This is a genomic window from Streptomyces aureoversilis, assembly GCF_042657885.1.
In the GTDB taxonomy this organism is placed as follows: Bacteria; Actinomycetota; Actinomycetes; order Streptomycetales; family Streptomycetaceae; genus Streptomyces; species Streptomyces aureoversilis.
In genome coordinates this window covers 282,652-308,169 of record NZ_JBHSKJ010000008.1, presented here as the reverse complement: position 1 = coordinate 308,169, position 25,518 = coordinate 282,652, and the positions used below count along the sequence as shown (strand labels likewise).

The following is a 25,518-nucleotide window of genomic DNA, read 5'->3' as shown; positions in this document are numbered from 1 at the left end:
GGGGGTCATCCCCCGGTACGGCGCAGCGCGGCCCGGCCGCGGAGGCCGGTGGAGGAGTAGGCGACCACCGGCACGATCGCCAGGGCCAGCAGGCCGCCGCCGGCGGCGAGGGCCGGGTAGCCGCTGCCGGCGACGACCAGGCCCGAGGTCGTCCCGCCGGTGGAGCCCGCGATGGCGATGGCGACGTCGACGAGGCCCTGGGTCGAGGCGCGCGTGGCGAGCGGCACCGCTTCGGTGATCATGGTGGTGCCGCTGACCAGGCCGAAGTTCCAGCCGAGGCCCAGCAGGACGAGCGCCGCGGCGAGGGCCGCGCCGCTGTGCGGCGGGGCGAGGGCGGCGAGCAGTCCGGCCAGGAGCAGGGTGACCCCGGCGGCCGCGGCGACCCGCGGCGCGCCGAAGCGGTCGACGAGCCTGCCGGTGAGCGGGGACGGCAGGAACATCGCCGCGACGTGGAGGGCGATGACCAGGCCGGTGGCCTGGGTGCCGTGCCCGTGGGCGCTCATGTGGACGGGCGTCATCGTCATGATGCCGATCATCACGAGCTGGCTGAGGACCATCACCGCCGTGCCCGTGGCCACCCCGCGCACGTGGGCCTTCTCCCCCGCACCGCCGTCCCCCGGCCCGGCCGCACCGCCCGTACCGCCCGCGGCGGCCCGGTCGGCCGCCTCCGTCGCGGCCAGTTCGCGGGCCCGCAGCAGCGGGTCGGGCCGCAGCGAGGTGCCCATGACGACCGCGGCGGCCGCGTAGGCGACGACGGCCAGGAGGAACGGCCCGGCGAGCCGGGGAATGCCCCAGGCGTGCGCGACGTCCCCGGTGACGGTCACCAGGTTGGGCCCGACGACCGCGCCGAACGTGGTGGCCAGGAGCACGGTGCTCACCGCGCTCGCCCGGCGCGCGGGCGGCGCGAGGTCGGCCCCCGCGTACCGGGCGAGCAGGTTGACGGCCGTGCCCGCCCCGTAGACGAAGAGGGAGAGGAACAGCAGCGGCACCATGTCCACGGCGGCCGCCACCACGACCCCGAGGCTGCCGAGGGCGGCGGTCGCGTGCCCGAGGGTGAGGCCGGGCCGGCGGCCCCAGCGCTCGCTGAGACGCCCGATGACCATGGCGCCGAGCGCCGCACCGGCGGTGAACAGCCCGCTGGGCACGCCGGCCAGGCCGGTCGAGCCCAGCATGTCCTCCGCGAGCAGCGCGCCGACGGTGATCCCGGCGGCGAGGCCCGCTCCGCTGAGGACCTGGGAGATCACCAGGACGGTCATGATGCGCTTCTGTTCGGGGCCGGTGGCGCTCCCCGTGGTGCCGTGCGTGGCCGGTGCGGCGGGCCGAGCGCCCATGGCTCCCTCTCCCTGAGTGTCGGTGGACGGCGTGCTACGCCGCCTGCAGCGGCTCCAGCGCGGCTATCTCCTCCAGCGGCATGTCCAGCTGCCGGTGCAGGAAGCGCACGATCGTCCAGTGGGGCAGCGCGCCCTCGTCGAACGGGCCGAACTCCGCGACGTACAGCGGGATCCAGCGCAGCGCCTCCTCGATGACCTGCTCGCGGCCCGGCTCCTGCTGGTAGTCCTCGTAGGCGATGCTGCGGTGGTGGATGAAGAAACGTCCCGGCAGACGCTCCTCGCACAGCTCCCGGTACTCGCGCGTCTGCAGGATGAGGTAGTGCCAGATCTCGTCGATCTCCTGCTCGACCGGCAGGAAGAGGCCGCTGAGCCGCTCGCGGTGGCGGGAGACCAGGTAGAGGTAGCGCAGGGCCTCCAGGACCTGGCGCTCGACGTAGTCGGGCGCGCCGCCCGTGCTGCCGGTGAAGTACCGCACCACCTCGGCATGCAGCTGTTCGCCGAGGAGCGCCTTGAGGTCGTCGGCGGAGACCTTCGGGGGCGTGTTCGGCTGCGGAGTAGTGGCCATGATGGGGTTCGTCCCGTTCCCGTAGTCCTGATGTTCAGAGGTCGCGTGCGAGCCAGGCGTACTTGCCGGACTTCCCGATGGGAATGTGCTCGCGGTGCTCCAGGGCGCACGGCAGCCCGGTCAGCTCGCGGACGCCGCGCTCCAGGGCGGCGCCCTGCGCCTGCCCGAGCGGATCGCCGTCGAAGGTCGTGTACAGCAGCCGGGCGGTCGTGCCGCCGTCCTCCACGCGCAGCTGGTGCAGGAAGATCCCGGGCGCGGCGGCGCTGATGCGCTCGTCGAGGTCTCCCTGGGCCACGGGCCCGTCCGGCGCGGCGAGCAGTTCCTTCTCGCGGCCGCAGAAGCTGGAGATCTTGGTGGGGTCCGGCGTGCCGTCGAGGGTGCGTGCGCAGTCGCCGGAGCGGTAGCGGATCAGCGGCATGTACGGATTGCGGACGCTGGAGACGATGAGGCTGTAGAGCGTGCTGCCGGGGGCGACCGGGATCAGCTCGACGCTCATCTTGTCGAGGTACGGCCGGTAGCGGCCATGGCGGTCGCTGTAGTAGAGGTAGCCGAGCTCGGTGCTGCCGAAGAGGTCGATGACCGGGCAGTCGAAGTGTTCGTGCAGGTACCGCCGGACGTTGGCCGGGGTGTATTCGTAGGCGTGGATGATGCTGTCGGGCCGCGGGAAGGCCTCCCACAGGCCCCACTCCCGGGCCTTGTGCACCAGATGTGCCAGGTGGTAGCCGGAGCAGTCCAGGTGGTAGCGGCCCTCGGGGTGCTCCCGGCGGGCCGTCTCGATCTCCCCGAGCATCCGCTCGACGTCCTCGCGCGTCCACAGCGCGGGGTCGAGCCGGAGGTTGAGGTAGAGCGTCCGCTCGTCGAGCCGCCGGTCGTCCAGGTCCGGGACGGGGCTCGGCTCGGCCCCGCGCTTCTTGGCGTTGACCCGTGCCACGTGCTCGGTCGCCAGCACCGTGGTCAGCGAGACCCTGCGGCAGCCCTGCTCCCAGGTGCCGGAGATGTCGGGGTGTTCGCTCCACAGCCGGTAGTAGGAGTTCAGCAGGAAGTAAGGGGGCCGGATGATCTGCATCCGGGCGTGGTTGGTGCCCGTGGAGAGGACGAACTCGGCCTCGCCGGCCTCAAGTGCCTTCTCCAGGGCGGGAGTCATCCAGTTGCCCGGGAAACCGTCGGCTATCTCGGGTTTCTCGAGTACGGGGAAGTGCCCCCGCTCGATCGACGCGCGGTAGATCGGTATGTCCCTGATCTGCTCGACGACGCCGGCCGTCGGCTGCCCATCCATGTGCCACCCCGGGAGTGATCGGAGAACGGAAGGCCCCGTCGGCGCTGACGGGGCCGGTACGCACGGAGTGGACCGCGCACACACCGTGGTCACGGTCCACTCCGCTCGCTTCAATCAGTCTCCGGTGGTCAGGAGATACAACCCGCCTTGGGCGCCGCGCTGATGCAGCCCGCCTTGGGGGCGGCGCTGATGCAGCCGTCCTTGGCGGCCTGCGCCGAGTTGGCGGCCACCCAGCCGCGCCAGACGTTCTCCTGCGCCATCTTCTTGATCAGCTTTTCCATAACGCACCTCCGAAAAGTGAGGAATTGCGGCGATGACAGTGCATTTGTGCCGCCACAACAGACCGTAAAGCGTTGGCCAAGCCAGTGTCAACGGTTCACCAAGTGACGCGCACTCACTTGGCCGTCGCACGACCGGGGTTGGCCGGTTACACCGCTGCCTTCTCCGGCTCCGGGTGCCGCATCAGCACCGGCTCGGTGCCGGGGGCGTTGTGCCGGGCCGCCCAGCCCTCCAGGGCCGTGCGGCACGCGTGGTCCAGATGGCGCACGCCGGACAGGTCGATCTCGATGGGCCGGTCCTGCGGGAGGGCCTCCAGCGTCTCCAGGATGCGGGGCAGCCGCAGGAACGTGGCGTTCCCGGACACCGTCGCGACCATCCGGCCGTCGGTGAGCTCGCGGACGTCGAGCTGGACCTTCGAGGTGTCCCACGCCGTCTTCACCACGGCCAGCAGGATGCCGAGCACCACGCCCTCGAACATGCTGGTCGTCACGATGGCGACGGCGGTCACGCCGAGGACGACGACCTCGCCGCGGTGCTCGCGCCACAGCGGGCCGAGCTCCTTCACCGGCACCAGCTTGCAGCCGGCGTGGACCAGCACGCCCGCCAGGGCCGCCAGCGGGATGACGCCGATGGCCGCCGGCAGCAGCACGGCGAAGAGCAGCAGCCACGCACCGTGCAGGATGCGGGAGAGCGACGTCTTCGCACCCGCCTGGACGTTGGCGGAGCTACGGACGATCACCGCGGTCATGGGGAGGGCGCCGAGCACGCCGCACACCGCGTTGCCCACGCCCTGGGCCAGCAGTTCCTTGTCGTAGTGCGTGCGCGGCCCGTCGTGCATGCGGTCGACCGCGGCCGCGCTGAACAGGGTTTCCGCCGACGCGATCAGGGTGAAGGCGATGACGGTGCCGAGGACCGCGAGGCCGCCCAGCGACGTCAGGTCGCTCAGCCCGGGCGGCTGGATGGCGTCGGCGAGCCCGTGCACCTCGACGTTGGCGACGTCCAGGCCGCCCAGCGCCGTCACGGCCGTGGCCAGGGCGACCGCCACCAGCGGCGCCGGCACCAGCTGCGCCTTGGCGGGCAGCTTCTTCCAGACGACGAGCACGGCGATGGTCCCCGCGCCGACCGCGAAGGCGGTCAGGGCGGAGCTGTCCGTGGCGATGTCGGCGGCCAGGCCGGGGATCCCGGCGATCTTGTCCAGGCCGGAGCGCGGCTGTTTGACGCCGGCCATCGTGTACAACTGCCCGAAGATCAGCACGAGTCCGATGCCGGCGAGCATGCCGTGCACCACGGAGACGGAGATCGCACGGAACCAGCGGCCGAACTTCAGCAGCCCGAGGACGAGTTGCAGCACGCCGGTGGCCAGCACGATGGCGCCGAGCATGCCCAGGCCGAATTCCCGGACGGCCTCGAAGACGAGCACGGTCAGCCCGGCCGCGGGGCCGCTGACCTGGAACGTGCTGCCCGGTAGGGAACCGACGACGAGACCGCCGACGATGCCGGTGATCAGGCCGAGTTCGGCCGGAACCCCGGAGGCCACGGCCACGCCGACGCACAACGGCAGGGCCACGAGGAAGACGACGAGCGAAGCGAGCGCGTCCTGACGCAGGACGGCGGGCTGCTTGAGGGCGGAGAACATGGGTGAGGGTCCCTTGGAGGTCACGTGAGGACGGGTCACAGGGGTCCGAACGACACCGGGTCGCTCTCGGGGAGGTGGACTTCGACCGCGCCGGTGTGCACCTCGTAGTACCAGGCGTGCAACCCCAACGTGCCCTGCTCGATGCGCTCTTGGACGCACGGGTACGAGCGGAGCGTCTCCAGCTGGGCGACGGCGTGCCGCTGCACGGCCTCCGCCATGTCGTGGGTGAAGGTTTCGACCGCCCGGGCGGGGGCGTCGGCGGGGACGGACTGCTCGAGCCAGCCCTGGACGGCGGGGACGGACGAGAGGTCGTCCCCGCGGACGACGGCGGTGACGGCACCGCAGTGGGAGTGCCCGCAGACGATGATGTCGCGGACGCCCAGCACGCGCACCGCGTATTCGATCGTGGCGGTCTCGCCGGAGGGGTTGTCGCTGCAGTACTCCGGGACGATGTTCCCGGCGGTACGGAGCTCGAAGAGTTCTCCGGGGGACGCCCCGGTGAACAGCGCGGGCACGACGCGGGAGTCGGAGCACGTGATGAACAACGTCTCGGGCGACTGGCCCGCTTCGAGCGCGCGGAAACTCTCGGCGCGCTCGGGATCGGCCACGTGCGTGGCGGCGAAGGAACGCGCGTTGTCGATGAGGGACTTCATGATGGCCTGCCTCCTGCGCTCTGCGGCATGACGCCGGGCGCGGTGTGGTCGGGTCGGATCGAGCATGACGAGCATGCGAGCGGCATGGCGGTGCCACAGCCTCGGGGCACGGCACCGGCCGTCTGCAGCCAATTGTGCACGACCGCAGAGACCAACACTTTACCCGTGTATTACCTCCTCGTGAAAGAGAAATTTTTCGTCAAAAAACGGACGCCGAAGGCTACTTGACGCTGGATTGGTACAGTCCCGAACTATTCGATTCCCCCAGAGATTTTGGAGGAATTGATTCCGTCTCAGCTGCAACCATGGACCCCACCAGCTGCGTCTTCATTGCGATACACGGAGGAGCGCATTACCCGTGCATTACACACGTAATTGCTTTACGGGCGGCGTCGGAGGGGGTCACGTGCATCACACACCGGGGCAATCGGCGGCCGCGCGGAACGAGTTGTCATGATCGCGCTAATCGTTCAGGGTGCGCCGCCTCCGGGACTCCCGGCACCCCTCCCCGGGCAGCGAAACGCCCGCCCGCGCGGTCCGCACGGGCGGGCGGTGAACAATGGGTTAACGGAAGGTGAATGACCGTCAGTCAGGGGCGCCGTTCGGCAACTTCAGGACCGGTGCGAGGGCTCATCCCCTCACAAGGGCATTTGTTCCACCTTTTCCGCCATCGGCCGCTCAGGCGTTGCGGAAGCGCGCCGCCCAGCAGGCCGCCGTGATGACGTCGTCCACGAGGACGGCCTCCGTCACCGGGCAGGCGGGCGGGCGGCCCTCCTTCACCGCCGCCGCGAAGTCGGCGATCAGCGGCACGTGCGGGTCGGGCCCGAGCTCCGCGTCCAGCGGGTCCAGCGACAGGAAGCGGCCCCCGGCGGTGACGTCGAGGCGGTCCCGCTCGGCGCCGCCGATCCAGGCGAAGCGGCACTCGGCCGACGTGCCCGACGCCCAGCCCAGGGAGAGGTGCGCGCGCCGCTCGGCCCCGGCGGCGAACCTGCGGCCGAAGCGCGCGCCCACGCGCACGGGCGGGCCCAGGGCCGACAGCAGCAGGTCCAGGCGGTGGCTGCCCTCGTCGGCGAGCACACCGCCGCCGGCCACGGCCGGGTCGGTGCGCCAGTACGACGGGTGCTCCGGCGCCGGGTCGAAGGGGGCGCAGAAGGTGATCTGCACGCGCGCGGGCTCGCGCGCCGCCAGCGCCTCGCGCAACTGCCGTGCGGCAGGCCCCAGTCTGCGGTGGTAAGCCACACCCGCGCACAGCCCCGCCCGGGCCGCCTCCGCCGCCAGGACGCCCCCGCCGCCGAGCGCGCCCGCCAGGGGCTTCTCGACCAGGACGTGGCAGCCGGCGCGCAGCGCGTGGAGCGCGAGGGGCACGTGCGCGGCGACGGGCGTGGCCACGTACACCGCGTCGGCGTCGGTGAGCCGGCCGAGGTCGTCGCCGCCCGCGGGCACCCCGTGCTCCGCGGCCGTACGGGCGGCGCGCGCCGGGTCCCGCCCCCAGACGTACGCCGTCTCCTCGCCCAGGCCCCGCAGGGCCGGCAGTACCTGACGCCGCACGACGTCGCCGCAGCCGGCGACCGCCCACCTCAAGACCCCTCCATGTCCATCAACTCACCATAAACGGAACGCCTTTTCAACAGGCCCGATGTCGATGTCATACCGATATGCGGACAGGGGGTGACGCCCAGCGGGGCCCTCGCCTAGATTTCCTGCGCATCACGCAGTGATCACACAGGGGGGAGTCACCACCATGACGGAACCACCGGAGGGCGGCAGGAGGGCGGTCGTCACCCTGCCCCTGGCCGTGGCGGGACTGTGTCTGGCCGTCCCGTTCGTCGCGATGCTGTGGGTCGACTCCTACGCCAGGACCGCGCCCGCCTTCATCGGCATCCCTTTCTTCTACTGGTACCAGATGCTGTGGGTGCCCGTTTCGACCCTGCTCACCGTCGTCGCCTACGTGCTCGTGCGGCGTCAGGAGCGGGCCCGCAAGGCGGGTGAGCGGCGATGAAGGACGGCGTGAACGGCGTGGCGCTCGCCGTCTTCATCTTCTTCTTCCTGGCCGTGACGGTCATGGGCTTCATGGCCTCGAAGTGGCGGCGGGCCGAGAACGCGGACAACCTCGACGAGTGGGGGCTGGGCGGGCGGTCCTTCGGCACCTGGGTCACCTGGTTCCTGCTCGGCGGCGACCTCTACACCGCGTACACCTTCGTGGCCGTCCCGGCGGCGATCTACGCGGGCGGTGCGGCCGGCTTCTTCGCGGTGCCGTACACGATCCTCTGCTACCCCCTGGTCTTCACCTTCCTGCCCCGCCTGTGGTCGGTCTCCCACAAGCACGGCTACGTGACGTCGTCGGACTTCGTCCGCGGCCGCTTCGGCTCGAAGGGCCTCTCGCTCGCCCTCGCGCTCACCGGCATCCTCGCGACGATGCCGTACATCGCGCTGCAGCTCGTCGGCATACAGGCGGTCCTGGACGTGCTGGGCGTGGGCGGCGGGTCGAACTGGTTCATGAAGGACCTGCCGCTGCTCATCGCCTTCGGCGTGCTCGCGGCCTACACCTACTCCTCCGGGCTGCGGGCGCCCGCGCTGATCGCCTTCGTCAAGGACACGCTGATCTACATCGTGATCATCGTGGCGATCATCTACATCCCCATCAAGCTGGGCGGTTTCGACGACATCTTCGCGAAGGCGGGCGAAGCGTTCGCGGTCAAGAACCCGGAGACCGGCAAACCGCGCGGCGCCCTGGTGAGCGGTCCGGACGCGCAGTGGGCGTACGCGACGCTCGCGCTCGGCTCGGCGATGGCGCTCTTCCTCTACCCCCACTCGGTGACCGCGGTTCTCTCCAGCAAAGGCCGCAACGTCATCCGCCGCAACACGACGATCCTGCCGCTGTACTCCCTGATGCTGGGCCTGCTCGCGATGCTCGGCTTCATGGCCATCGCCGCGGGGATCAAGGTGAAGAACGGGCAGCTCGCGATCCCCCAGCTGTTCGAGGACATGTTCCCGGACTGGTTCACGGGCGTGGCCTTCGCCGCCATCGGCATCGGCGCCCTGGTCCCGGCCGCGATCATGTCGATCGCCGCGGCGAACCTTTTCACCCGCAACATCTACAAGGACTTCATCCGGCCGGACGCCTCGCCCGGGCACGAGGCGAAGGTCTCCAAGCTCGCCTCGCTGCTGGTGAAGGTCGGCGCGCTCGTCTTCGTCCTCACCATGGACAAGACCGTCGCCATCAACTTCCAGCTGCTCGGTGGCATCTGGATCCTGCAGACGGTCCCCGCGCTCGTGGGCGGGCTCTTCACCCGCTGGTTCCACCGCTGGGCCCTGCTGGCCGGCTGGGCCGCGGGGATGGGGTACGGCACCTGGAAGGCGTACGACACGCCGAGCGCGACGCAGGATCATTTCGGGAATACCAACCTCATCCCCCTTATCGGAGAAAAGGGCTATATCGGGCTCACCGCCTTCGCGCTCAATGTGATCGTCGTCATCGTCCTGACGTTCACCCTGAAGGCGCTCCGCGTGCCGGACGGCACGGACGAGACCTCGGCTGCGGACTACACGGCGGACGCGGGCGACCCCGGGGTCCGGACCGAGCTCCCGCCGGCCACCGCAGGGGCCCCTGGAGGGCATTAGAGCGACCCTCGGCGGGGCCCTCGCCCCGCGGAGCCGACCGGGCCGCCACGCCCCCCTGGAGGGGGCGTGGCGGCCCTTCGCCGCGCCCCGCTCCCGGACCCCCCTCCGACCTGCGAACCCACCCTCAACACCGGGGCCTGATAACACATTCCGACCCATGCGCTTACCGCGCGACACAACATGTGGGGGCGCGTACGAGGGGCGGCACTAGATGTATGCTCGTCCTCGCTGTCGTCGCAGGGGAATCCGGTGAAAATCCGGAACTGTCCCGCAACGGTGCATGTATGCCGTTAAGCCGCGCATGCAGGAGTCCGAGTACCTGCCGGCAGCACGCCCTCCACCGAGCCTGCCCTGGGCTCGGCTATGGGCGTTGAATTCGTCCGGGCCTCGCGGGTTGGGCCGACGGACGCCTACGAGGCATGCCCTGGTCCGTCAGGCGCGCCCGTACGCGACCGTCGTGCTCTCCCGCCGGCCCACCCAGCCGAGCGAGGGAGAGCCTCAGTGACCATCGCGCCCGCCGATCCGGTCTCAGCGGAAGAAGCGACCGGCGGCCCCGGGACCGCGCTGCTGCGCACCCTGACCGACCTCACCGCCGACCTTCCTGCCACCGACCCCGGCAAGGTCGCCGCCGCCGCACTGCGGGGCCGGAGCGCGAACTCGGACGAGGCCGAGCTGCGCTCCCTCGCCACCGAGGCCGCCGCCGGGCTGATCGCCGAGGAGCCCGAGTACTCCAAGCTCGCCGCGCGGCTGCTCACCCGCGCGATCGCCGACGAGGCCGCCGGCCAGGGCGCCACGTCCTTCTCCGCCTCGGTCGCCGTCGGCCACCGCGAGGGCCTGATCGCGGACGACACCGCCGCCTTCGTGGCCACCCACGCCGCGCGCCTGGACGAGCTGGTCGACGAGGCCCTCCTCGGCGGCGCCGACGACCGCTTCGGCTACTTCGGCCTGCGCACCCTGCACAGCCGCTACCTGCTGCGCCACCCGATCACCCGCAACGTGATCGAGACCCCGCAGCACTTCCTGCTGCGCGTGGCCTGCGGCCTGGCCGAGGACCACTCCGAGCGCGCCGTCGCCGACGTCGCCGAGCTGTACGGCCTGACGAGCACCCTGTCGTACCTGCCGTCCTCCCCCACGCTCTTCAACTCCGGCACCCGCCACCCGCAGATGTCGTCCTGCTACCTGCTGGACTCCCCGCTGGACGAGCTGGACTCGATCTACGACCGCTACCACCAGGTGGCGCGCCTGTCGAAGCACGCCGGCGGCATCGGCCTGTCGTACAGCCGCATCCGCTCGCGCGGCTCGCTGATCCGCGGCACCAACGGCCACTCCAACGGCATCGTGCCGTTCCTGCGCACCCTCGACGCCTCCGTCGCCGCCGTCAACCAGGGCGGCCGCCGCAAGGGCGCGGCCTGCGTCTACCTCGAGACCTGGCACGCCGACATCGAGGAGTTCCTGGAGCTCCGCGACAACACCGGTGAGGAGGCCCGCCGCACCCACAACCTCAACATCGCGCACTGGATCCCGGACGAGTTCATGCGCCGCGTCGAGGCCGACGCCGAGTGGTCGCTGTTCTCCCCGGCCGACACGCCCGACCTGGTCGACCTCTACGGCGACGAGTTCGACGCCGCGTACCGCAAGTACGAGGCCGAGGGCAAGGCCGTCAAGCAGATCCCGGCCCGCGTGCTCTACGCCCGCATGATGCGCACCCTCGCGCAGACCGGCAACGGCTGGATGACGTTCAAGGACGCCGCCAACCGCACCGCCAACCAGACGGCCGAGAAGGGCGCGGTCGTCCACTCCTCGAACCTCTGCACCGAGATCCTCGAGGTCACGGACGACGGCGAGACCGCGGTCTGCAACCTGGGCTCCGTCAACCTCGCGCAGCACCTCGGTGCCGACGGCGAGATGGACTGGGAGAAGCTCGACCGCACGGTCCGCACGGCCGTCACGTTCCTCGACCGCGTCGTGGACATCAACTTCTACCCGACCGAGCAGGCCGGCAGCTCCAACAGCCGCTGGCGCCCGGTGGGCCTGGGCCTGATGGGCCTGCAGGACGTCTTCTTCCGCCTGCGCATGCCCTTCGACTCGCCCGAGGCGAAGGAGCTGTCCACCCGCATCTCCGAGCGCATCATGCTCGCGGCGTACGAGGCCTCCGCCGACCTCGCCGAGCGGCACGGCCCGCACCCGGCCTGGTCCGCGACCCGCACCGCCCGCGGCGTGCTGCACCCGGACCACTACCCCAACGCCGTCGCCGCCTGGGAGGACCGCTGGGAGGCGCTGCGCGCCCGCATCGGCGAGGTCGGCATGCGCAACTCGCTGCTGCTCGCCATCGCCCCGACGGCCACCATCGCCTCCATCGCCGGCGTGTACGAGTGCATCGAGCCGCAGGTCTCCAACCTCTTCAAGCGCGAGACGCTCTCCGGTGAGTTCCTGCAGGTCAACACCTATCTGGTGGAGGACCTCAAGAAGCTCGGCGTGTGGGACCGCACCACCCGCGAGGCGATGACCGAGGCCAACGGCTCGATCCAGGAGATGCGCTGGATCCCGCAGGAGGTGCGCGACCTGTACCGCACCGCCTGGGAGATCCCGCAGCGCGCCCTGATCGACATGGCCGCCTCCCGTACGCCGTACCTGGACCAGAGCCAGTCGCTGAACCTCTTCATGGCCTCGCCCACCATCGGCAAGCTCAGCTCGATGTACGCGTACGCCTGGAAGCAGGGCATCAAGACGACGTACTACCTGCGCTCGCGCCCGGCGACCCGGATCGCCCGCGCGGCGTCCGGCGGTGCCGCCGCGCCCGCCACCATCCCCGTGCAGCAGGCCGCGCCCGACGCGGACGCCATCGCCTGCTCCCTTGAGAACCCCGAGTCCTGCGAGGCATGCCAGTAATGACCACGGCACCCGAACGCCAGAAGAACCTGCTCGACCCGGGTTTCGAGCTGACGCTGCGCCCCATGCGGTACCCGGACTTCTACGACCGCTACCGCGACGCGATCAAGAACACCTGGACCGTCGAGGAGGTCGACCTCCACTCGGACGTCGCCGACCTCGCCAAGCTCTCCCCGGGCGAGCAGCACATGATCGGCCGCCTGGTCGCGTTCTTCGCGACCGGTGACTCGATCGTGGCCAACAACCTGGTCCTGACGCTGTACAAGCACATCAACTCCCCCGAGGCGCGGCTGTACCTGTCGCGGCAGCTCTTCGAGGAGGCCGTGCACGTCCAGTTCTATCTGACGCTGCTGGACACCTACCTGCCCGACCCGGACGACCGCGCCGCGGCGTTCGACGCGGTGGAGAACATCCCCTCCATCCGCGAGAAGGCCCAGTTCTGCTTCAAGTGGATCAACGAGGTCGAGAAGCTGGAGCGGCTGGAGACGAAGGCCGACCGCCGCCGCTTCCTGCTCAACCTGATCTGCTTCGCCGCGTGCATCGAGGGCCTGTTCTTCTACGGCGCCTTCGCCTACGTGTACTGGTTCCGCAGCCGCGGCCTGCTGCACGGCCTGGCGACCGGCACCAACTGGGTCTTCCGCGACGAGACCATGCACATGAACTTCGCGTTCGAGGTCGTGGACACCGTCCGCCAGGAGGAGCCCGACCTCTTCGACGACGAGCTCCAGCAGCAGGTCACCGACATGCTGAAGGAGGCCGTCGACGCGGAGCTGCAGTTCGGCCGCGACCTGTGCGGCGAGGGCCTGCCGGGCATGAACACCGAGTCCATGCGCGAGTACCTCCAGTGCGTCGCCGACCAGCGCCTGCAGCGCCTGGGCTTCAAGCCGGTCTTCGGCTCGGAGAACCCGTTCTCCTTCATGGAGCTGCAGAACGTCCAGGAGCTGACCAACTTCTTCGAGCGCCGCGCCTCCGCGTACCAGATGGCGGTCGAGGGCTCGGTCGGATTCGACGAGGAGTTCTAAAGGCACGGCGGAGTCTGGGCCCGGCGGGTTAATTCCCTCCGGACCTCGCATCGCGTGTCTCCCGTCCGGGAATCCAAGTGCGGATCCGGACACGACGGGAGGCACGCGATGCCGCGTTTCATGGTGATCGTCAAGGCGAGCGAGGAGTCCGAGGCCGGTGTGCTGCCGACCAAGGAGATGCTCGCCGAGATGGGTGCGTACAACGACCGGCTGCAGCAGGCCGGGGCGATGCTCGCGGGCGAGGGGCTGCGCCCCAGCTCCGAGGGTGCGCGGGTGACGTTCTCGGACGGCCCGCCCGTCGTCACGGAGGGGCCCTTCGGCGGGAAGGCGAAGGACCTGGTCGCCGGATTCTGGGTCATCCGGGCCGGCTCCATGGACGAGGCCCTGGAGTGGGCCCGGCGCATCCCCTTCCGGGAGGGCGAGGTCGAGGTGCGCCCGGTCTTCGAGGCCTCCGACTTCCCGGACGGCGCGTAGAACGCGTGTGGCGGGCGCCCCTGGCCGGGGCGCCCGCCACACGTGCGTCGTGCGCGAGGTCAGCCGTTGGCGACGACCGGGTAGCGCGGCGTGCCCTCTTCCATCTGCTTCAGGGCGTCCTTGCGGTCGCGCTTGGAGAGACGGTCGATGTAGAGCCGGCCGTAGAGGTGGTCGGTCTCGTGCTGCAGGCAGCGGGCGAAGTAGCCGGTGCCCTGGACGCGGATGGGGTTGCCCTCGGCGTCCTGGCCGCGGACGACCGCGTAGTCGGGGCGGGCGAGGGAGGCGTAGGCCGTGGGGACGGAGAGGCAGCCCTCGTTGGAGTCGTCCAGGATCCGGCGGTCGGCCGGGAGGTCCTCCAGGACGGGGTTGCACACCGTGCCGACGTGGCGGACGCCCTCGTCGTCCATGCAGTCGTAGACGAAGACCTTGAGGTCGACGCCGATCTGGTTGGCGGCGAGGCCCACGCCCTCCGCGGTGCGCTGGCTCGCGAACATGTCGTCGATCAGCTGTGCGAGCTCGGCGTCGAACGAGGTGACGTCCTTGCACTCGCGGTGCAGGACGGGGTTGCCGACCACGGTGATCGGGCGGGACGTGCCGCGCTCGCGGTGCGCGAGCTCGCGCTCCTCGCAGTCCTCGGTGTCCACGATGAACTCGTCGTCCACCGGCTGGTCGGTCTCTTGCTGCGACTGCTGCGACATGTCCGCCGTTATGCCTCTCTCAAAACCCAAAAGGATGCCTATACAGGGTAAGGGGCCCCCTCGGGGGCTTCAGCAGACCTCTTCCAGATCACGCCACTCGCGGGTGTCGGGGCTGTCCGCCACCCAGCCGTCCAGCAGGCCCCGCACCAGCCCGGCGGGGGCGGCGATGCCGCACTCGCGCTCGGGCACCCACAGGGAGCCGGAGCCGGCCGTGCGGTGGCCGAGGGGGCCGGGGTGGCCGGGCTCGCTGTGATCGTGCGGGTCGAGGTGCTCGCCGTTGCCCTCGTCGCTGGGCATGCGGCTCTCGGAGCACGTGCGGCACAGCAGGCGCACGGACGAGGACCAGTCCTCGGCGGCGAAGCCGGCGTCGGCCGCGAGACGCTCCAGGGCGTCCCGGTCGGCCTCGGTGGCGGCCTCCAGCAGCACGACCCACGTCGGCACGGGCGAGGGGGCCCACAGCTCGATCTCGTCGAAGACGGGGTAGGAGGGCCCGGCGGCGGTGACCCGCTCGCCGTGCGGGACGCCGTCGTGCAGCACGACCTCGCCCCAGCGGCGCCCCGAGGAGGGCAGCGGGATGGAGAGGACCTCCATGCGGGCCGGGTCGAGCCTGCGGCCCCAGACGACCTCCGCCTCGCCCTCGGGCGAGAGTCTCACGGCCGCGCTGCCCAGCTCCATGCCCACGGGCTCGCCGGCCGGGGTGCCCTCGCCGGGGACCCGCAGGCCGTACGCCTGCCAGGCGCGGCGGGCCAGGGGCCAGTCCTGCAGGGCGGTGGCGGCGATGCCCACGTTCCACCAGTCCGGGGCGCCGGCCTCGCGGTCCAGGAGCGCCACGGCGCGCAGCCCCGCGGCGCGGGCCTGCTCCCAGTCGTGGCGGAACTTGTGCAGCAGCGCCAGATTGAACCACGACTCGGAGAGCCACGGCTCCATGTCGGCCGCGCGCGTCAGCAGCGCGCCCGCGTCCTCGTACCGGCCGTCGCCGATGAGCGTGAAGGCACGGTCGGTGGCCTGCCGCCACGAGGCGGAAGGCCGGTGCCGTACCTTGCCGAAGATCCTCACGATTCCCGCCTGCCGGTTTCTGCGTGCGACCACGCCGGATGACCCAGGTGAAGGCCGCCGTCCTCCCTGACGACAACCTGCCACATCTCACTCGCTCCGGGAAGTCGCGCCCGTTCCGCCTCCGTGCCGGAGGCGGCGCGCCCGACGCCCCCCGTCGTCTCCCTGGTTTTCCCGTCTTTCTCTGTCGTCTTCTCCTCTTCGCATCCAACCATGCCCCTTTGGACGCCCGCTCATTACCCGTGGGTTCACCGCGGTACTCCCGCTTTGACCGGACTCTTACCCCTGGTCCGGCCCCGGTCCACCCCGGCCGCGCCCCGGCTCCGCTCCCCCGCCGCCGCCCCCGCGCGCGAGCACCCTGGCCAGGGCGGCCACGACCTGCGGGTCGTGCTCGTGGGCGGTGTCGAGGCGCAGCCGCTCCAGGGCGCACAGGGGCCCGCAGCCGGTCCGGCCCACGAGGTCCTCGTAGGCGTTGACGGTGCGGACGACGCGGGCGGCGAGCGGCTGCTCGCGGTAGGGGTCCGCCTGCCGCTCGACGACGACGGCGACGTCGGAGGGCACCCCGGTCTGGCGGACCACGGCCCCGCCCAGGAGGGCGATGCGGCGGCGCTGCTCGGGGGGCAGCGGCTCCGTGGCCCCGGCCGGGACGGGGTCGAGGAGGGAGAGCTGGCCGATGTCGTGCATCAGGGCCGCGTACTCCAGAACGGTGAGGTCCGTCTCGGACAGGCCGAGCTCGCGCCCGGCGGCCCGGCTGAGGGCGGCGACGCGGCGGGCGTGCCCGGCCGGGGTGTGGCCCGCGATCTCCGTGGAGCGGGCGAGGGAGGCGATGGTCTGGTGATACGTGGCCCGTACGGCGGTGTAGCGGTGGAAGGAGAGCTGGGTGAGCAGCAGGGGCAGGCAGAAGACCGGCAGGGCCCACAGCCCGGCGACGCCCACGGCGAGGGCCATGACGGCGCCGGTGGCGCAGATCGCGGTGCCGATGCCGGCGAGGGCGCGCAGCTCGTCGCGGAGGACGGGGCCGTAGGGTCCGCCGGTGCGGGCGCGGGTGAGGACCGCGGCGAGCACGGCGTCGAAGAGGGTGGTCAGCGCGAGGACGAGGAGCAGGACGAAGGCGTAGGCGGGGCCGTGGCCGGGCCAGCGGTCGAGGACGCCGGAGTGGTGCAGGGGCTGGAAGCAGAGGGCGGCGAAGCCGGTGGTGAGCAGGCGGCGGGCGAGGTGGTCGCGGGTGGGCGGGCGGCCGACCGCCCCGGCGAGGGTCGCGGCGAGCACGACGGCGACGACCTGCGGGGCGCAGTGCGCGGTGGGCCGGCCGCCGATCTCCCCGAGCAGGGCGTAGGAGAGGGCTCCGGCGGCGCCGACGGGGGCGGTCTGGCGGTCGCCGGGGCCGGTCGTGGGGCGGCGGCGCCGGGCGGCCTCGCCGACGGCGATCAGGAGGCCGTAGGCGAGGGCGACTTGGGGCTGGGCGACGCCGTGCCAGGCGGTGCGGGCCAGGGCCGCCAGGGAGAGCGCCACGGCCGCGGCGTGCACGCTCCGTATCAGCATTCCGTCACCGCGTCCCGTCACCCCTCACCTCCCGGGTGGCCGGCCCCGGTGACCGGCCGGCGGGAAGAAGGGACGTTTCCGCTGGGCGGAGTTGCACTCTCCGTAGCCTCCGAGGTCACTGTCGAATGCCATCCGTGACGGTCGAGGGCCGCGGACAGGGCCGCGACCATGCGAGGGTCGAACTGGCTTCCCGCGCAGCGGTGGAGCTCGGCGAGGGCGGCCGGTACGGGACGTGCCCGGCTGTAACTGCGCGTGGAGGTCATGGCGTCGAACGCGTCGGCCACGGCCACCACGCGGGCGAACAAGGGGATCTGAGGACCCATCAGACCGTAGGGATAGCCACTGCCGTCCAGGCGTTCGTGGTGGTGGAGGATCGCGGCCCGCGCCTCGTCCAGGAAGCCGATGCCGCGCACCATCTCGTGCCCGTACTCCGGGTGCAGCTCGATGACGCGCCGCTCCTCCGGGGTGAGCGGCCCGTCCTTGCGCAGCAGGCGGGTGGGGACGCCGAGCTTGCCGACGTCGTGCAGGATGCCCGCGAAGCGCAGCGCCTCCAGCCGCTCGCCGGTCATGCCGAGCTCGCGGCCGATGAGCACCGAGGCGCGCCCCACGCGCTCGCTGTGGCCGCGGGTGTACTGGTCCTTGAGGTCGACGGCCTGGACGAGCGCGCGGATGGTGGCCTGGTGGGCGGCCCGCTCGCGCTCGCAGCGGTCCAGGAACCAGGACGAGACGGACATCGGCAGCAGGACGAGCAGCGCCGTGGCCGGTCCGTAGGCGCTGTGCCAGAGGGCCGCGGTCAGCAGCCCGATGGGGCCGTGCACGAGGGCCGGCAGCAGCGGGCCGGGCAACAGGAGCCCGCTCCACGCGGCGCGCGGGCGGCGGCGCTCGGCGGCCACGCGGACGGCGCCGTCGAGGGCGGCGGCGACGAGCGAGAGGACGAGGGCGGCGGCGAGGGCGGACGGCAGGGCGGCGGGGAAGTCCGCGGGGTCGACCGGGGGGAAGTCCGCCCCCCGGGCGGCGGACCGCGCCGTGGCCGGGGCCATGAGGGCGAAGACGTGGGAGGCGGCACAGGTGGCCAGCGAGAGCTGGGCGGCGTGCCACAGCCGCCGGATCCACGCCGGACGCTGCTCGACGCGGCCGACGAGCGCGCCCGGCACGGCCACGAGCGCTGCGGCGGCGGGCGGCAGCAGGAACGCCCCGGCGAGCAGGACGGGCAGCGTCAGGGTGCGGCGCGGCAGGCGCTCGCAGACGGCGCAGACCGCGGCCAGGAGGGCCACCGCACCCCAGGGAACTCCGTGGGCGGCCCGCAGGGCGGGGGCGGCGCACAGGGCGGCGGCGAGGGCGGCGCACAGGACACAGGCGCGCGCTGCCGCCGGAAGTGACCCCATGGTGCGTCCTCCCGTCCCGTGAGGTGCCGACATGCTTGCCGTCAGGAAGGGGAGAATAGGGTCCGGCACGGCCGGGGAACGGCGCATTCGGGGATTGCCCCACGCGAACCGACCAGATGCACACCTTCGGGTGATAATCCCCGCCGGGCGGCATGCCGGGCCCGGGCCGCATCAGGCCCGGAAGGGCTACGCAGAGGGATGCGGGGGAACTACGCGAACGGACGCGGACCGCGCGGTGCGGGCACCGCGCCCGCGTCTACTCCTGTGCCGTGGCGCCCAGGGGGCCCGCACCGGCGGAGCCGCCCGACGCACTGCGGACACCCGGAGCGCTCCGGCCGCCCTGCGTCCGGGCGGCGGCCTCCGCCGCCCTGGCCTCGGCCACGACGTCCTGGTCGGGCACCGACTGCCCGGCGCGGATCAGCTCGATCCGGCCCATCACCTTCGAGCGCAGGTCGGCGGGCACGTCGTCATGACCGCAGCAGCGCTTGACCAGCTTCTTCACCGCCTGTTCCAGGCCGTATTTCTCCAGGCACGGGGAGCACTCGTCGATGTGCACCTCGAACTTGGCGCAGTCCCCGTCGGGCATCTCGTGGTCGAGGAACTCGTAGAGGTGGTCGAGGACCTCGGAGCAGTCCGTCTCGTGCGGGTCTCCGCAGCTCATGAGTCCGAGCCTTTCCGGTTGTGCGACTCGTCGGAGCCGTTCGGCGCGGGGGCCGCCCCGGCCGGGACGAGACCCCGCTCACGGGCGTAGTCCTCCAGCATTCCGCGCAGCTGGCGGCGGCCCCGGTGGAGCCGGGACATGACCGTGCCGATGGGCGTACCCATGATGTCCGCGATCTCCTTGTAGGCAAAGCCCTCGACGTCCGCGAGGTAGACCGCTATCCGGAATTCCTCGGGGATGGCCTGGAGGGCCTCCTTGACATCGGAGTCCGGAAGGTGGTCCAGCGCCTGGGACTCGGCGGAGCGCAGGCCGGTCGACATGTGCGACTCGGCACGGGCCAGCTGCCAGTCCTCGATCTCCTCCGACGCGCTGCGCAGCGGCTCGCGCTGCTTCTTGCGGTAGGAGTTGATGAAGGTGTTGGTCAGGATGCGGTACAGCCACGCCTTGAGGTTCGTGCCGTCGCGGAACTGGTGGAAGGACGCGTACGCCTTGGCGTAGGTCTCCTGCACCAGGTCCTCCGCGTCCGCCGGGTTGCGCGTCATGCGCAGGGCGGCGGAGTACATCTGGTCGAGGAAGGTGAGGGCGTCGCGCTCGAACCGGGCGTTGCGCTCGGCGGCGGTCTCCGCGCCGGCGGCCCCGCCCGTGGCGGCGGCGTTCTCGGTGGCGTTCTTCATGCCCGTGGCCCCGGTGTCTTCGGTCCCCTCGTCGGTCCCAGTGACCGGACCCACCTCCTCCAACACGACGGCAGGACCGGATGCGGACCCGCTCGAATCGGAGAATAGACGACGATCCCGCCCGTCCGCCGCTCCAGCCGGGGCGGGCTGCGCCACATGCAGTGCCGCCCACCCCAGGTCAGCGGTCTGCGGGCGGGACAGGCAGGCGGTCGAACCCATGCGGCGAGCTCCCATTCCTCGGTCGGCCAGTAGCCACCGGTCCAGTAGCTGATGACGACTGGCACAACATCGCCCGGGCGCGGGGCATTCCCGGAACCCTCCGGAATTCAACGGCTCTTCCGGAATCCGGAATTCCGAGGCTGCGGCGGATCCGGCTGCCGCGCCGGCGGCTTCAGTGGCCGGCGCCGGCGTCGTCGAGGCCGTCCAGCCAGTCGGCGACGGCCCCGGTGAGGCCGGCCAGGGCCTCCTCCTGCCCGACGTCCGCCTTCTTCGGCACGGCGAAGCCGTGGTCCCCGTACGGCACGGGGACCAGGCGGGTGCCGGGCGGGAACTCCTCGGGGCGGCCGAACGGGTCCTTGGCCCCCTGGACGACGAGGGTGGGCAGGCCGGCACCGGTCAGCTCCTCCGCGCGGGACTTCTCCGGCTTGCCCGGCGGGTGGAGCGGGAAGCTCAGGGCGAGCACGGCGACGGCGCCGAGGCCGGCCGCGGTGCGGCAGGCGACGCGGGCGCCCGCGCTGCGGCCGCCCGCCACGACCGGCTGTCCGGGCTTGCGCAGCGCCGGCCACAGGGCCGTCCAGGCGGCGTCCAGCGTCTTCGGCGCCGGGGCGACCTTCTTGCCGGCGACGCGCCAGGGCTGCTCCACCAGGGCGACGGTGACGCCGCGGGCGGGCAGCGCGGCGGCGAGGGCCTGCAGGTCACGGGCCTCGATGCCGCCGCCGGCGCCGTGGCCGAGGGCGAGCACGAGGCGCGCCCGCGGGGCGGCGTACCAGTGGATCCGGGCGTCGCCCGCGGGGGTGGGAACGGTCTCGATCACCCGTCCATCTTCGTCCACCGCGCCCGGAAACCCCTCAGAACAGCGTCGCTTCCTCCGGCGCGTCCAGTTCCTTCAGGAGCTCGGGGCCGTTCTTGCGGACGTCGCTGACCGCGGTCGCGACCGGATAGGCGCGGACGGAACCCGCGGGCGGCGGGGCGAGCAGGGCGCGCAGCTCCTCCACGTCCGTGCACGCCGGGTCCAGCCAGGCGTCCCACCGGTCCGGCGGCAGCACCAGCGGCATCCGGGGGTGGATCTCGGCCAGGGAGCGGGGCCCGCCGCCGTCCGGGGCCGCGTCCCCCTGCGCGGAGGCGAACGGCGCGGGCTCGGCCTCCGTCGTGATCACCGTGCAGGTGGCCCACCAGGCCTGGGGGTGGTCGGGCGGCAGTGCGGGGTCGCGCCAGAACTCGTACAGCCCGGCCATCGCCATGACCGAGCCGTCGGCCGGGGTGACGAAGTAGGGCTGCTTCCGGGTGCGCTTCCTGCGGCCCTGCTCCTCCAGCTCCCGTTCGGCCGCTCCGGTGACCCACTCGTAGTATCCGTCGGCGGGTATGAGACAGCGGCGCCTCTCGAAGGCCTGCCGGTAGGACGGCTTCTCGTGGACGGTCTCGGACCGGGCGTTGATCATCTTCGCGGCGCCCTCGGGCGACTTCGCCCACGGCGGGACGAGGCCCCAGCGCAGCGGGCGCAGCTGGCGAACCGGACGCCGGTCGGCTGCGTCTTTCAGAGGACGTTCGAGCACCGCATGGACGCTCTTCGTCGGGGCCACGTTCCAGTCCGGGGCGAGGGCCTCGGACGGCTCCCACTTCCCGATGCCGAAGAGCCCCACGAGATCCTCGGGCTCCCGGCTCGCCGCATATCGACCGCACATGTTCGCCAACCCTGCCACGGACCCACGAGGAGCCGCGCACAAATGGACAGCACCGAAGCCACCGCCCTGTGGGACCGCGTGGTGGGGACCCAGCCCGCGCCCTCCGTGTGGCTGGTGGCCGCCACGGGGCTCGTCGCCCTCGCGGCGGTGGCCCCGCGCGGCATATGGCTGGTGACCCGCAACGCCGTCACCATCGCCCACGAGGGCGGCCACGGCCTGGTGGCCCTGCTCGCCGGGCGGCGCCTGGAGGGCATCCGGCTGCACTCGGACACCTCCGGCCTGACCGTGTCGCGCGGCAAGCCGACCGGCCTCGGCATGATCCTCACCGCCGCCGCGGGCTACCCCGCCGCCTCGCTGCTGGGGCTCGGCGGCGCCTGGCTGCTTTCCGCGGGTCACATCACGGCGCTGCTGTGGGTCGCAACGGCGCTGCTCGCCGCGATGCTGCTGATGATCCGCAATGCCTACGGGGTGCTGACGGTGGTGCTCTCGGGCTCCCTGTTCGTGCTGGTCTCCTGGCTGGCGGGGCCCGACGTGCAGGCCCTGTTCGCGTACGGGGTCGTGTGGTTCCTGCTGCTCGGCGGCGTACGCCCGGCCTTCGAGCTGCAGAGCAAGCGCCGCTACGGAGGGGCCCCGGACTCGGACGCGGACCAGCTCGCCCGGCTCACCCACCTGCCCGCCACGGTGTGGCTGGTTTTCTTCCATGTGATCTCGCTGTGCGCGCTGACCGGCGGGGGGCGCTGGCTGCTGGGGCTGTGACCGGGAGGGGCGCGTACGGGGCACGCACCGGGCACGCACGGGGCACCGGCGGCCGCCGCCCGGGCCGGGAACCTCGGGCCATAGGACTTCGGGGACCGAACCACGCGGCGAACGTCAGTAAGGTAAAGGCATGACCGAGAACCCTGCGCACACAGACCTCTGGCCAGCCCCCCTCGCCACGGGAGCGGTCGACGCGACCGTCACCGTGCCCGGTTCGAAGTCGGTCACCAACCGCGCCCTGGTGCTGGCCGCGCTCGCCTCCGAGCCCGGCTGGCTGCGCCGCCCCCTGCGCTCCCGCGACACCCTGCTGATGGCCGAGGCGCTGCGCGCCATGGGCGTCGGCATCGAAGAGACGGTCTCCTCCAGCTCCGGCGACGCGGACGGCCCGGCCGGCTCCGGCGAGGCCTGGCGGGTGATCCCCGCGCGGCTGCGCGGCCCCGCCACCGTGGACGTCGGCAACGCCGGCACCGTGATGCGCTTCCTGCCGCCCGTGGCGAGCCTGGCCGACGGCCCGATCCGCTTCGACGGCGACCCGCGCAGCTACGAGCGCCCCCTGCACGGCGTGATCGACGCGCTGCGCGCCCTGGGCGCCCGCATAGACGACAACGAGCGCGGCGCCCTGCCCCTGACCGTGCACGGCGGCGGCGCCCTGGAGGGCGGCACCGTCGAGATCGACGCCTCCTCCTCGTCGCAGTTCGTGAGCGCGCTGCTGCTGTCCGGGCCGCGCTTCAACCAGGGCGTCGAGGTCCGTCACGTCGGCTCCGTGCTGCCCTCGATGCCGCACATCCGGATGACCGTCGACATGCTGCGCCAGGCCGGTGCGCAGGTGGACACCCCCGAGTCCGGCGGCGAGCCGAACGTGTGGCGGGTCTCCCCCAGCGCCCTGCTCGGCCGCGACGTCGTGATCGAGCCGGACCTGTCCAACGCGGCGCCGTTCCTGGCCGCCGCCCTGGTCACCGGCGGCCGCGTCACCGTCCCCGACTGGCCCGAGCGCACCACCCAGCCCGGCGACGCCCTGCGGGAGATCTTCACCGCGATGGGCGGCTCCTGCGAGCTGACCGAGGCCGGCCTGACCTTCACCGGCACCGGCCGCATCACCGGCATCGACGCCGACCTGCACGAGGTCGGCGAGCTGACCCCCGTGATCGCCGCCGTCGCGGCGCTCGCCGACTCCGAGTCCACCCTGCGCGGCATCGCCCACCTGCGGCTGCACGAGACGGACCGGCTGGCCGCCCTGGCCAAGGAGATCAACGAGCTCGGCGGCGACGTCACCGAGACCGAGGACGGGCTGCACATCCGCCCGCGCCCGCTGCACGGCGGCGTCTTCCACACCTACGAGGACCACCGGCTCGCCACCGCGGCCGCCGTCATCGGCCTCGCGGTCGACGGCGTCCAGGTGGAGAACGTGGCCACCACCGCCAAGACCCTGCCCGACTTCCCGGAGCTGTGGACCGGGATGCTGGGGACCGTCGCGGGGGCGGCGACGGCGCCGAGAGTCTGAGAGATCCAGGAAAGCCAGCAATGCGCCGCTACGGCAAGAACCCCGACGAGGACGACGTCCGCGTCCGCCCCAACCGCAAGGGAAACCGCCCCCGCACCAACATCCGCCCCAAGCACGAGGACGCCGCGGAGGGCTTCGTCCTGACCGTCGACCGCGGCCGGCTGACCTGTCTGGTCGAGGACCGGATCGTGATGGCGATGAAGGCCCGCGAGCTGGGCCGCAAGGGGGTCGTGGTCGGTGACCGGGTCGCGGTCGTCGGGGATCTGTCCGGCGCCAAGGACACGCTCGCGCGCGTCGTGCGGGTCGAGGAGCGCTCGTCGGTGCTGCGCCGCACGGCGGACGACGACGATCCCTTCGAGCGCGTGGTGGTGGCCAACGCCGACCAGCTCGCGATCGTCACCGCCCTCGCGGACCCCGAGCCGCGGCCCCGGCTCATCGACCGCTGTCTGGTCGCCGCCTTCGACGCGGGCCTGGAGCCGCTGCTCGTCCTGACGAAGTCGGACCTGGCCTCGCCGGACAAGCTCCTGGAGTCCTACGGCTCGCTGGGCGTGCACCACGTGGTCACCAGCCGCGAGGAGCTCGCGGACGGCGGCGCCGCGGACCGGGTCCGCGAGCGGCTGGCGGGACGGGTCACCGCCTTCGTCGGCCACTCCGGCGTCGGCAAGACGACTCTGGTCAACGCGCTCGTCCCGGACCGGCAGCGGGCCACCGGCCACGTCAACGCGGTCACCGGCCGCGGCCGGCACACCACGACCTCCGCGCTGGCCCTGCCCCTGCCCGGGGGTTCGGGCTGGGTCATCGACACCCCGGGCGTCCGGTCGTTCGGCCTCAACCACGTCGATCCGTCCCGCGTCATCCACGCCTTCCCCGACCTGGAGCCGGGCACGGAGGGCTGCCCGCGGGCCTGCAGCCACGACGAACCGGACTGCGCACTGGACGCGTGGGCGGCCGAGGGTCACGCCGATCCGCAGCGGCTCTACTCGCTGCGCCGGCTGCTTTCCACGCGGGAGCGACGCGAAGGCGATTGATCGCCTACGTTTGCGAGTGACCGCCAGTGGCAAGGCCATCAAGCACACCGGGACGGACGGCGGTCACGAGACACGGGAGGCAAACTGATGGCGTGGCTGCTGGTCGTGGTCGCCGGACTGCTGGAAACCGGCTTCGCGGTCTGTCTCAAGCTCTCCCACGGTTTCACCCGGCTGTGGCCGACGATCGCGTTCGCGTGCTTCGCGCTCGGCAGCTTCGGCCTGCTGACGCTCTCCCTCAAGAAGCTCGATGTGGGCCCGGCCTACGCCGTGTGGACGGGCATCGGCGCGGCCGGCACGGCGATCTACGGCATGGTCTTCCTCGGCGACCTGGTCTCGACGCTGAAGCTGGTGTCGATCGGCCTGGTGATCGTGGGGGTCATGGGATTGCAGCTGTCGGGCTCGGCACACTGAGCCCGGCCGGCGGCTCGTCACGTACGTACCGGTTCCGGTGACTGCGCGTTCCGCCGGGCCCCCGCCGCGATGGTGCAACTCCGTTGCGGCGGAAAGCTCTTCTCCCCGCCGAAGGCCTGGGGCCGAGGGGCTCAGCTCCTCATGGCCGCCGCAACGGTGATC

At 72.1% G+C, this 25,518-nt stretch carries 24 protein-coding genes and 1 riboswitch; of the genes, 9 read left to right on the top strand and 15 right to left on the bottom strand.

Translation table 11 applies throughout. The annotated features are described in order from the left end of the window. Positions 1-5: 5 nt before the first annotated feature. The 7 genes from ACFPP6_RS16785 to ACFPP6_RS16755 form a co-directional block, all read right to left on the bottom strand. The gene (locus ACFPP6_RS16785; RefSeq protein WP_382042451.1) at positions 6-1,331 is read right to left on the bottom strand and encodes an MFS transporter; all 1,326 of its coding nucleotides are present in this window, start codon (positions 1,329-1,331) and stop codon (positions 6-8) included. Between the two features lie 34 nt (positions 1,332-1,365). After that, positions 1,366-1,896: a glycine-rich domain-containing protein gene (locus ACFPP6_RS16780; protein ID WP_382042448.1), complete on the bottom strand. Its 531-nt coding sequence runs from the start codon at positions 1,894-1,896 to the stop codon at positions 1,366-1,368. 34 nt (positions 1,897-1,930) lie between these two features. After that, complete coding sequence (locus tag ACFPP6_RS16775) at positions 1,931-3,172, bottom strand: phenylacetate--CoA ligase family protein (protein ID WP_382042446.1); 1,242 nt, start codon at positions 3,170-3,172, stop codon at positions 1,931-1,933. A 128-nt stretch (positions 3,173-3,300) separates the two neighbouring features. Then, positions 3,301-3,453 carry a hypothetical protein gene (locus ACFPP6_RS16770; RefSeq protein ID WP_179082571.1) on the bottom strand — a complete coding sequence of 51 codons (153 nt, stop codon included), beginning with the start codon at positions 3,451-3,453 and terminating at the stop codon, positions 3,301-3,303. Positions 3,454-3,599: 146 nt separating this feature from the next. Beyond that, positions 3,600-5,087 carry a SulP family inorganic anion transporter gene (locus tag ACFPP6_RS16765; protein ID WP_382042443.1) on the bottom strand — a complete coding sequence of 496 codons (1,488 nt, stop codon included), beginning with the start codon at positions 5,085-5,087 and terminating at the stop codon, positions 3,600-3,602. Positions 5,088-5,122: 35 nt separating this feature from the next. After that, on the bottom strand, positions 5,123-5,740 hold the full coding sequence (locus ACFPP6_RS16760; protein ID WP_382042440.1) for a carbonic anhydrase: 618 nt from the start codon (positions 5,738-5,740) through the stop codon (positions 5,123-5,125). 678 nt (positions 5,741-6,418) lie between these two features. Next, the gene (locus tag ACFPP6_RS16755; protein ID WP_382042437.1) at positions 6,419-7,321 is read right to left on the bottom strand and encodes a Gfo/Idh/MocA family protein; all 903 of its coding nucleotides are present in this window, start codon (positions 7,319-7,321) and stop codon (positions 6,419-6,421) included. Between the two features lie 160 nt (positions 7,322-7,481). Between ACFPP6_RS16755 and ACFPP6_RS16750 the strand changes: the two genes are divergently transcribed. The 5 genes from ACFPP6_RS16750 (at position 7,482) to ACFPP6_RS16730 (ending at position 13,746) form a co-directional block, all read left to right on the top strand. Further along, positions 7,482-7,739 (top strand): DUF3311 domain-containing protein, encoded by a 258-nt coding sequence (locus ACFPP6_RS16750; protein WP_058046183.1) that lies wholly within the window; start codon positions 7,482-7,484, stop codon positions 7,737-7,739. Further along, positions 7,736-9,361 carry a monocarboxylate uptake permease MctP gene (mctP, locus tag ACFPP6_RS16745; RefSeq protein WP_382042435.1) on the top strand — a complete coding sequence of 542 codons (1,626 nt, stop codon included), beginning with the start codon at positions 7,736-7,738 and terminating at the stop codon, positions 9,359-9,361. Before ACFPP6_RS16750 ends, mctP begins: the two co-directional genes overlap by 4 nt. A 228-nt stretch (positions 9,362-9,589) precedes the next feature. Continuing rightward, positions 9,590-9,690: riboswitch (adenosylcobalamin-variant (AdoCbl-variant) riboswitch) on the top strand. A 172-nt stretch (positions 9,691-9,862) separates the two neighbouring features. After that, positions 9,863-12,250, top strand: a complete 2,388-nt coding sequence (locus ACFPP6_RS16740; RefSeq protein WP_382042433.1) for a ribonucleoside-diphosphate reductase subunit alpha — start codon at positions 9,863-9,865, stop codon at positions 12,248-12,250. After that, complete coding sequence (locus ACFPP6_RS16735) at positions 12,250-13,272, top strand: ribonucleotide-diphosphate reductase subunit beta (protein WP_382042430.1); 1,023 nt, start codon at positions 12,250-12,252, stop codon at positions 13,270-13,272. Before ACFPP6_RS16740 ends, ACFPP6_RS16735 begins: the two co-directional genes overlap by 1 nt. Positions 13,273-13,380: 108 nt before the next feature. Further along, positions 13,381-13,746 carry a YciI family protein gene (locus ACFPP6_RS16730; protein WP_382042428.1) on the top strand — a complete coding sequence of 122 codons (366 nt, stop codon included), beginning with the start codon at positions 13,381-13,383 and terminating at the stop codon, positions 13,744-13,746. Positions 13,747-13,805: 59 nt separating this feature from the next. Here the strand turns inward: ACFPP6_RS16730 and def are convergent, their stop codons facing one another. The 8 genes from def to ACFPP6_RS16690 all read right to left on the bottom strand — a co-directional run bounded on the left by def (position 13,806) and on the right by ACFPP6_RS16690 (position 21,660). Continuing rightward, complete coding sequence (def, locus tag ACFPP6_RS16725) at positions 13,806-14,444, bottom strand: peptide deformylase (protein WP_382042425.1); 639 nt, start codon at positions 14,442-14,444, stop codon at positions 13,806-13,808. A gap of 69 nt (positions 14,445-14,513) precedes the next feature. Beyond that, the gene (locus ACFPP6_RS16720; RefSeq protein WP_058047142.1) at positions 14,514-15,500 is read right to left on the bottom strand and encodes a tetratricopeptide repeat protein; all 987 of its coding nucleotides are present in this window, start codon (positions 15,498-15,500) and stop codon (positions 14,514-14,516) included. A 276-nt stretch (positions 15,501-15,776) separates the two neighbouring features. Next, positions 15,777-17,039 carry an HD-GYP domain-containing protein gene (locus ACFPP6_RS16715; protein WP_382042422.1) on the bottom strand — a complete coding sequence of 421 codons (1,263 nt, stop codon included), beginning with the start codon at positions 17,037-17,039 and terminating at the stop codon, positions 15,777-15,779. Between the two features lie 17 nt (positions 17,040-17,056). Then, the gene (locus ACFPP6_RS16710) at positions 17,057-18,424 is read right to left on the bottom strand and encodes an HD-GYP domain-containing protein (protein ID WP_382042420.1); all 1,368 of its coding nucleotides are present in this window, start codon (positions 18,422-18,424) and stop codon (positions 17,057-17,059) included. A 256-nt stretch (positions 18,425-18,680) separates the two neighbouring features. After that, positions 18,681-19,085 (bottom strand): mycothiol system anti-sigma-R factor, encoded by a 405-nt coding sequence (gene rsrA, locus ACFPP6_RS16705; protein ID WP_382042417.1) that lies wholly within the window; start codon positions 19,083-19,085, stop codon positions 18,681-18,683. Continuing rightward, positions 19,082-19,813 carry a sigma-70 family RNA polymerase sigma factor gene (locus tag ACFPP6_RS16700; protein ID WP_382042414.1) on the bottom strand — a complete coding sequence of 244 codons (732 nt, stop codon included), beginning with the start codon at positions 19,811-19,813 and terminating at the stop codon, positions 19,082-19,084. Before ACFPP6_RS16700 ends, rsrA begins: the two co-directional genes overlap by 4 nt. 337 nt (positions 19,814-20,150) lie before the next feature. Next, complete coding sequence (locus ACFPP6_RS16695) at positions 20,151-20,792, bottom strand: alpha/beta hydrolase family protein (protein WP_382042411.1); 642 nt, start codon at positions 20,790-20,792, stop codon at positions 20,151-20,153. 34 nt (positions 20,793-20,826) lie between these two features. Then, a complete protein-coding gene (locus ACFPP6_RS16690; protein WP_382042408.1) occupies positions 20,827-21,660 on the bottom strand; it encodes an SOS response-associated peptidase in 834 nt (277 codons plus the stop codon). Between the two features lie 42 nt (positions 21,661-21,702). Here ACFPP6_RS16690 and ACFPP6_RS16685 point away from each other — a divergent pair, with 42 nt between their 5' ends. The 4 genes from ACFPP6_RS16685 (at position 21,703) to ACFPP6_RS16670 (ending at position 25,356) form a co-directional block, all read left to right on the top strand. Further along, positions 21,703-22,416, top strand: coding sequence for a M50 family metallopeptidase (locus ACFPP6_RS16685; protein ID WP_382042406.1), 714 nt, complete (start codon positions 21,703-21,705; stop codon positions 22,414-22,416). A 130-nt stretch (positions 22,417-22,546) separates the two neighbouring features. Beyond that, positions 22,547-23,917, top strand: coding sequence for a 3-phosphoshikimate 1-carboxyvinyltransferase (aroA, locus tag ACFPP6_RS16680; RefSeq protein ID WP_336010387.1), 1,371 nt, complete (start codon positions 22,547-22,549; stop codon positions 23,915-23,917). Between the two features lie 20 nt (positions 23,918-23,937). Continuing rightward, positions 23,938-24,945 (top strand): ribosome small subunit-dependent GTPase A, encoded by a 1,008-nt coding sequence (gene rsgA, locus ACFPP6_RS16675; protein ID WP_382042403.1) that lies wholly within the window; start codon positions 23,938-23,940, stop codon positions 24,943-24,945. A gap of 87 nt (positions 24,946-25,032) precedes the next feature. Beyond that, complete coding sequence (locus ACFPP6_RS16670; protein WP_382042400.1) at positions 25,033-25,356, top strand: DMT family transporter; 324 nt, start codon at positions 25,033-25,035, stop codon at positions 25,354-25,356. Positions 25,357-25,518 lie beyond the last annotated feature (162 nt).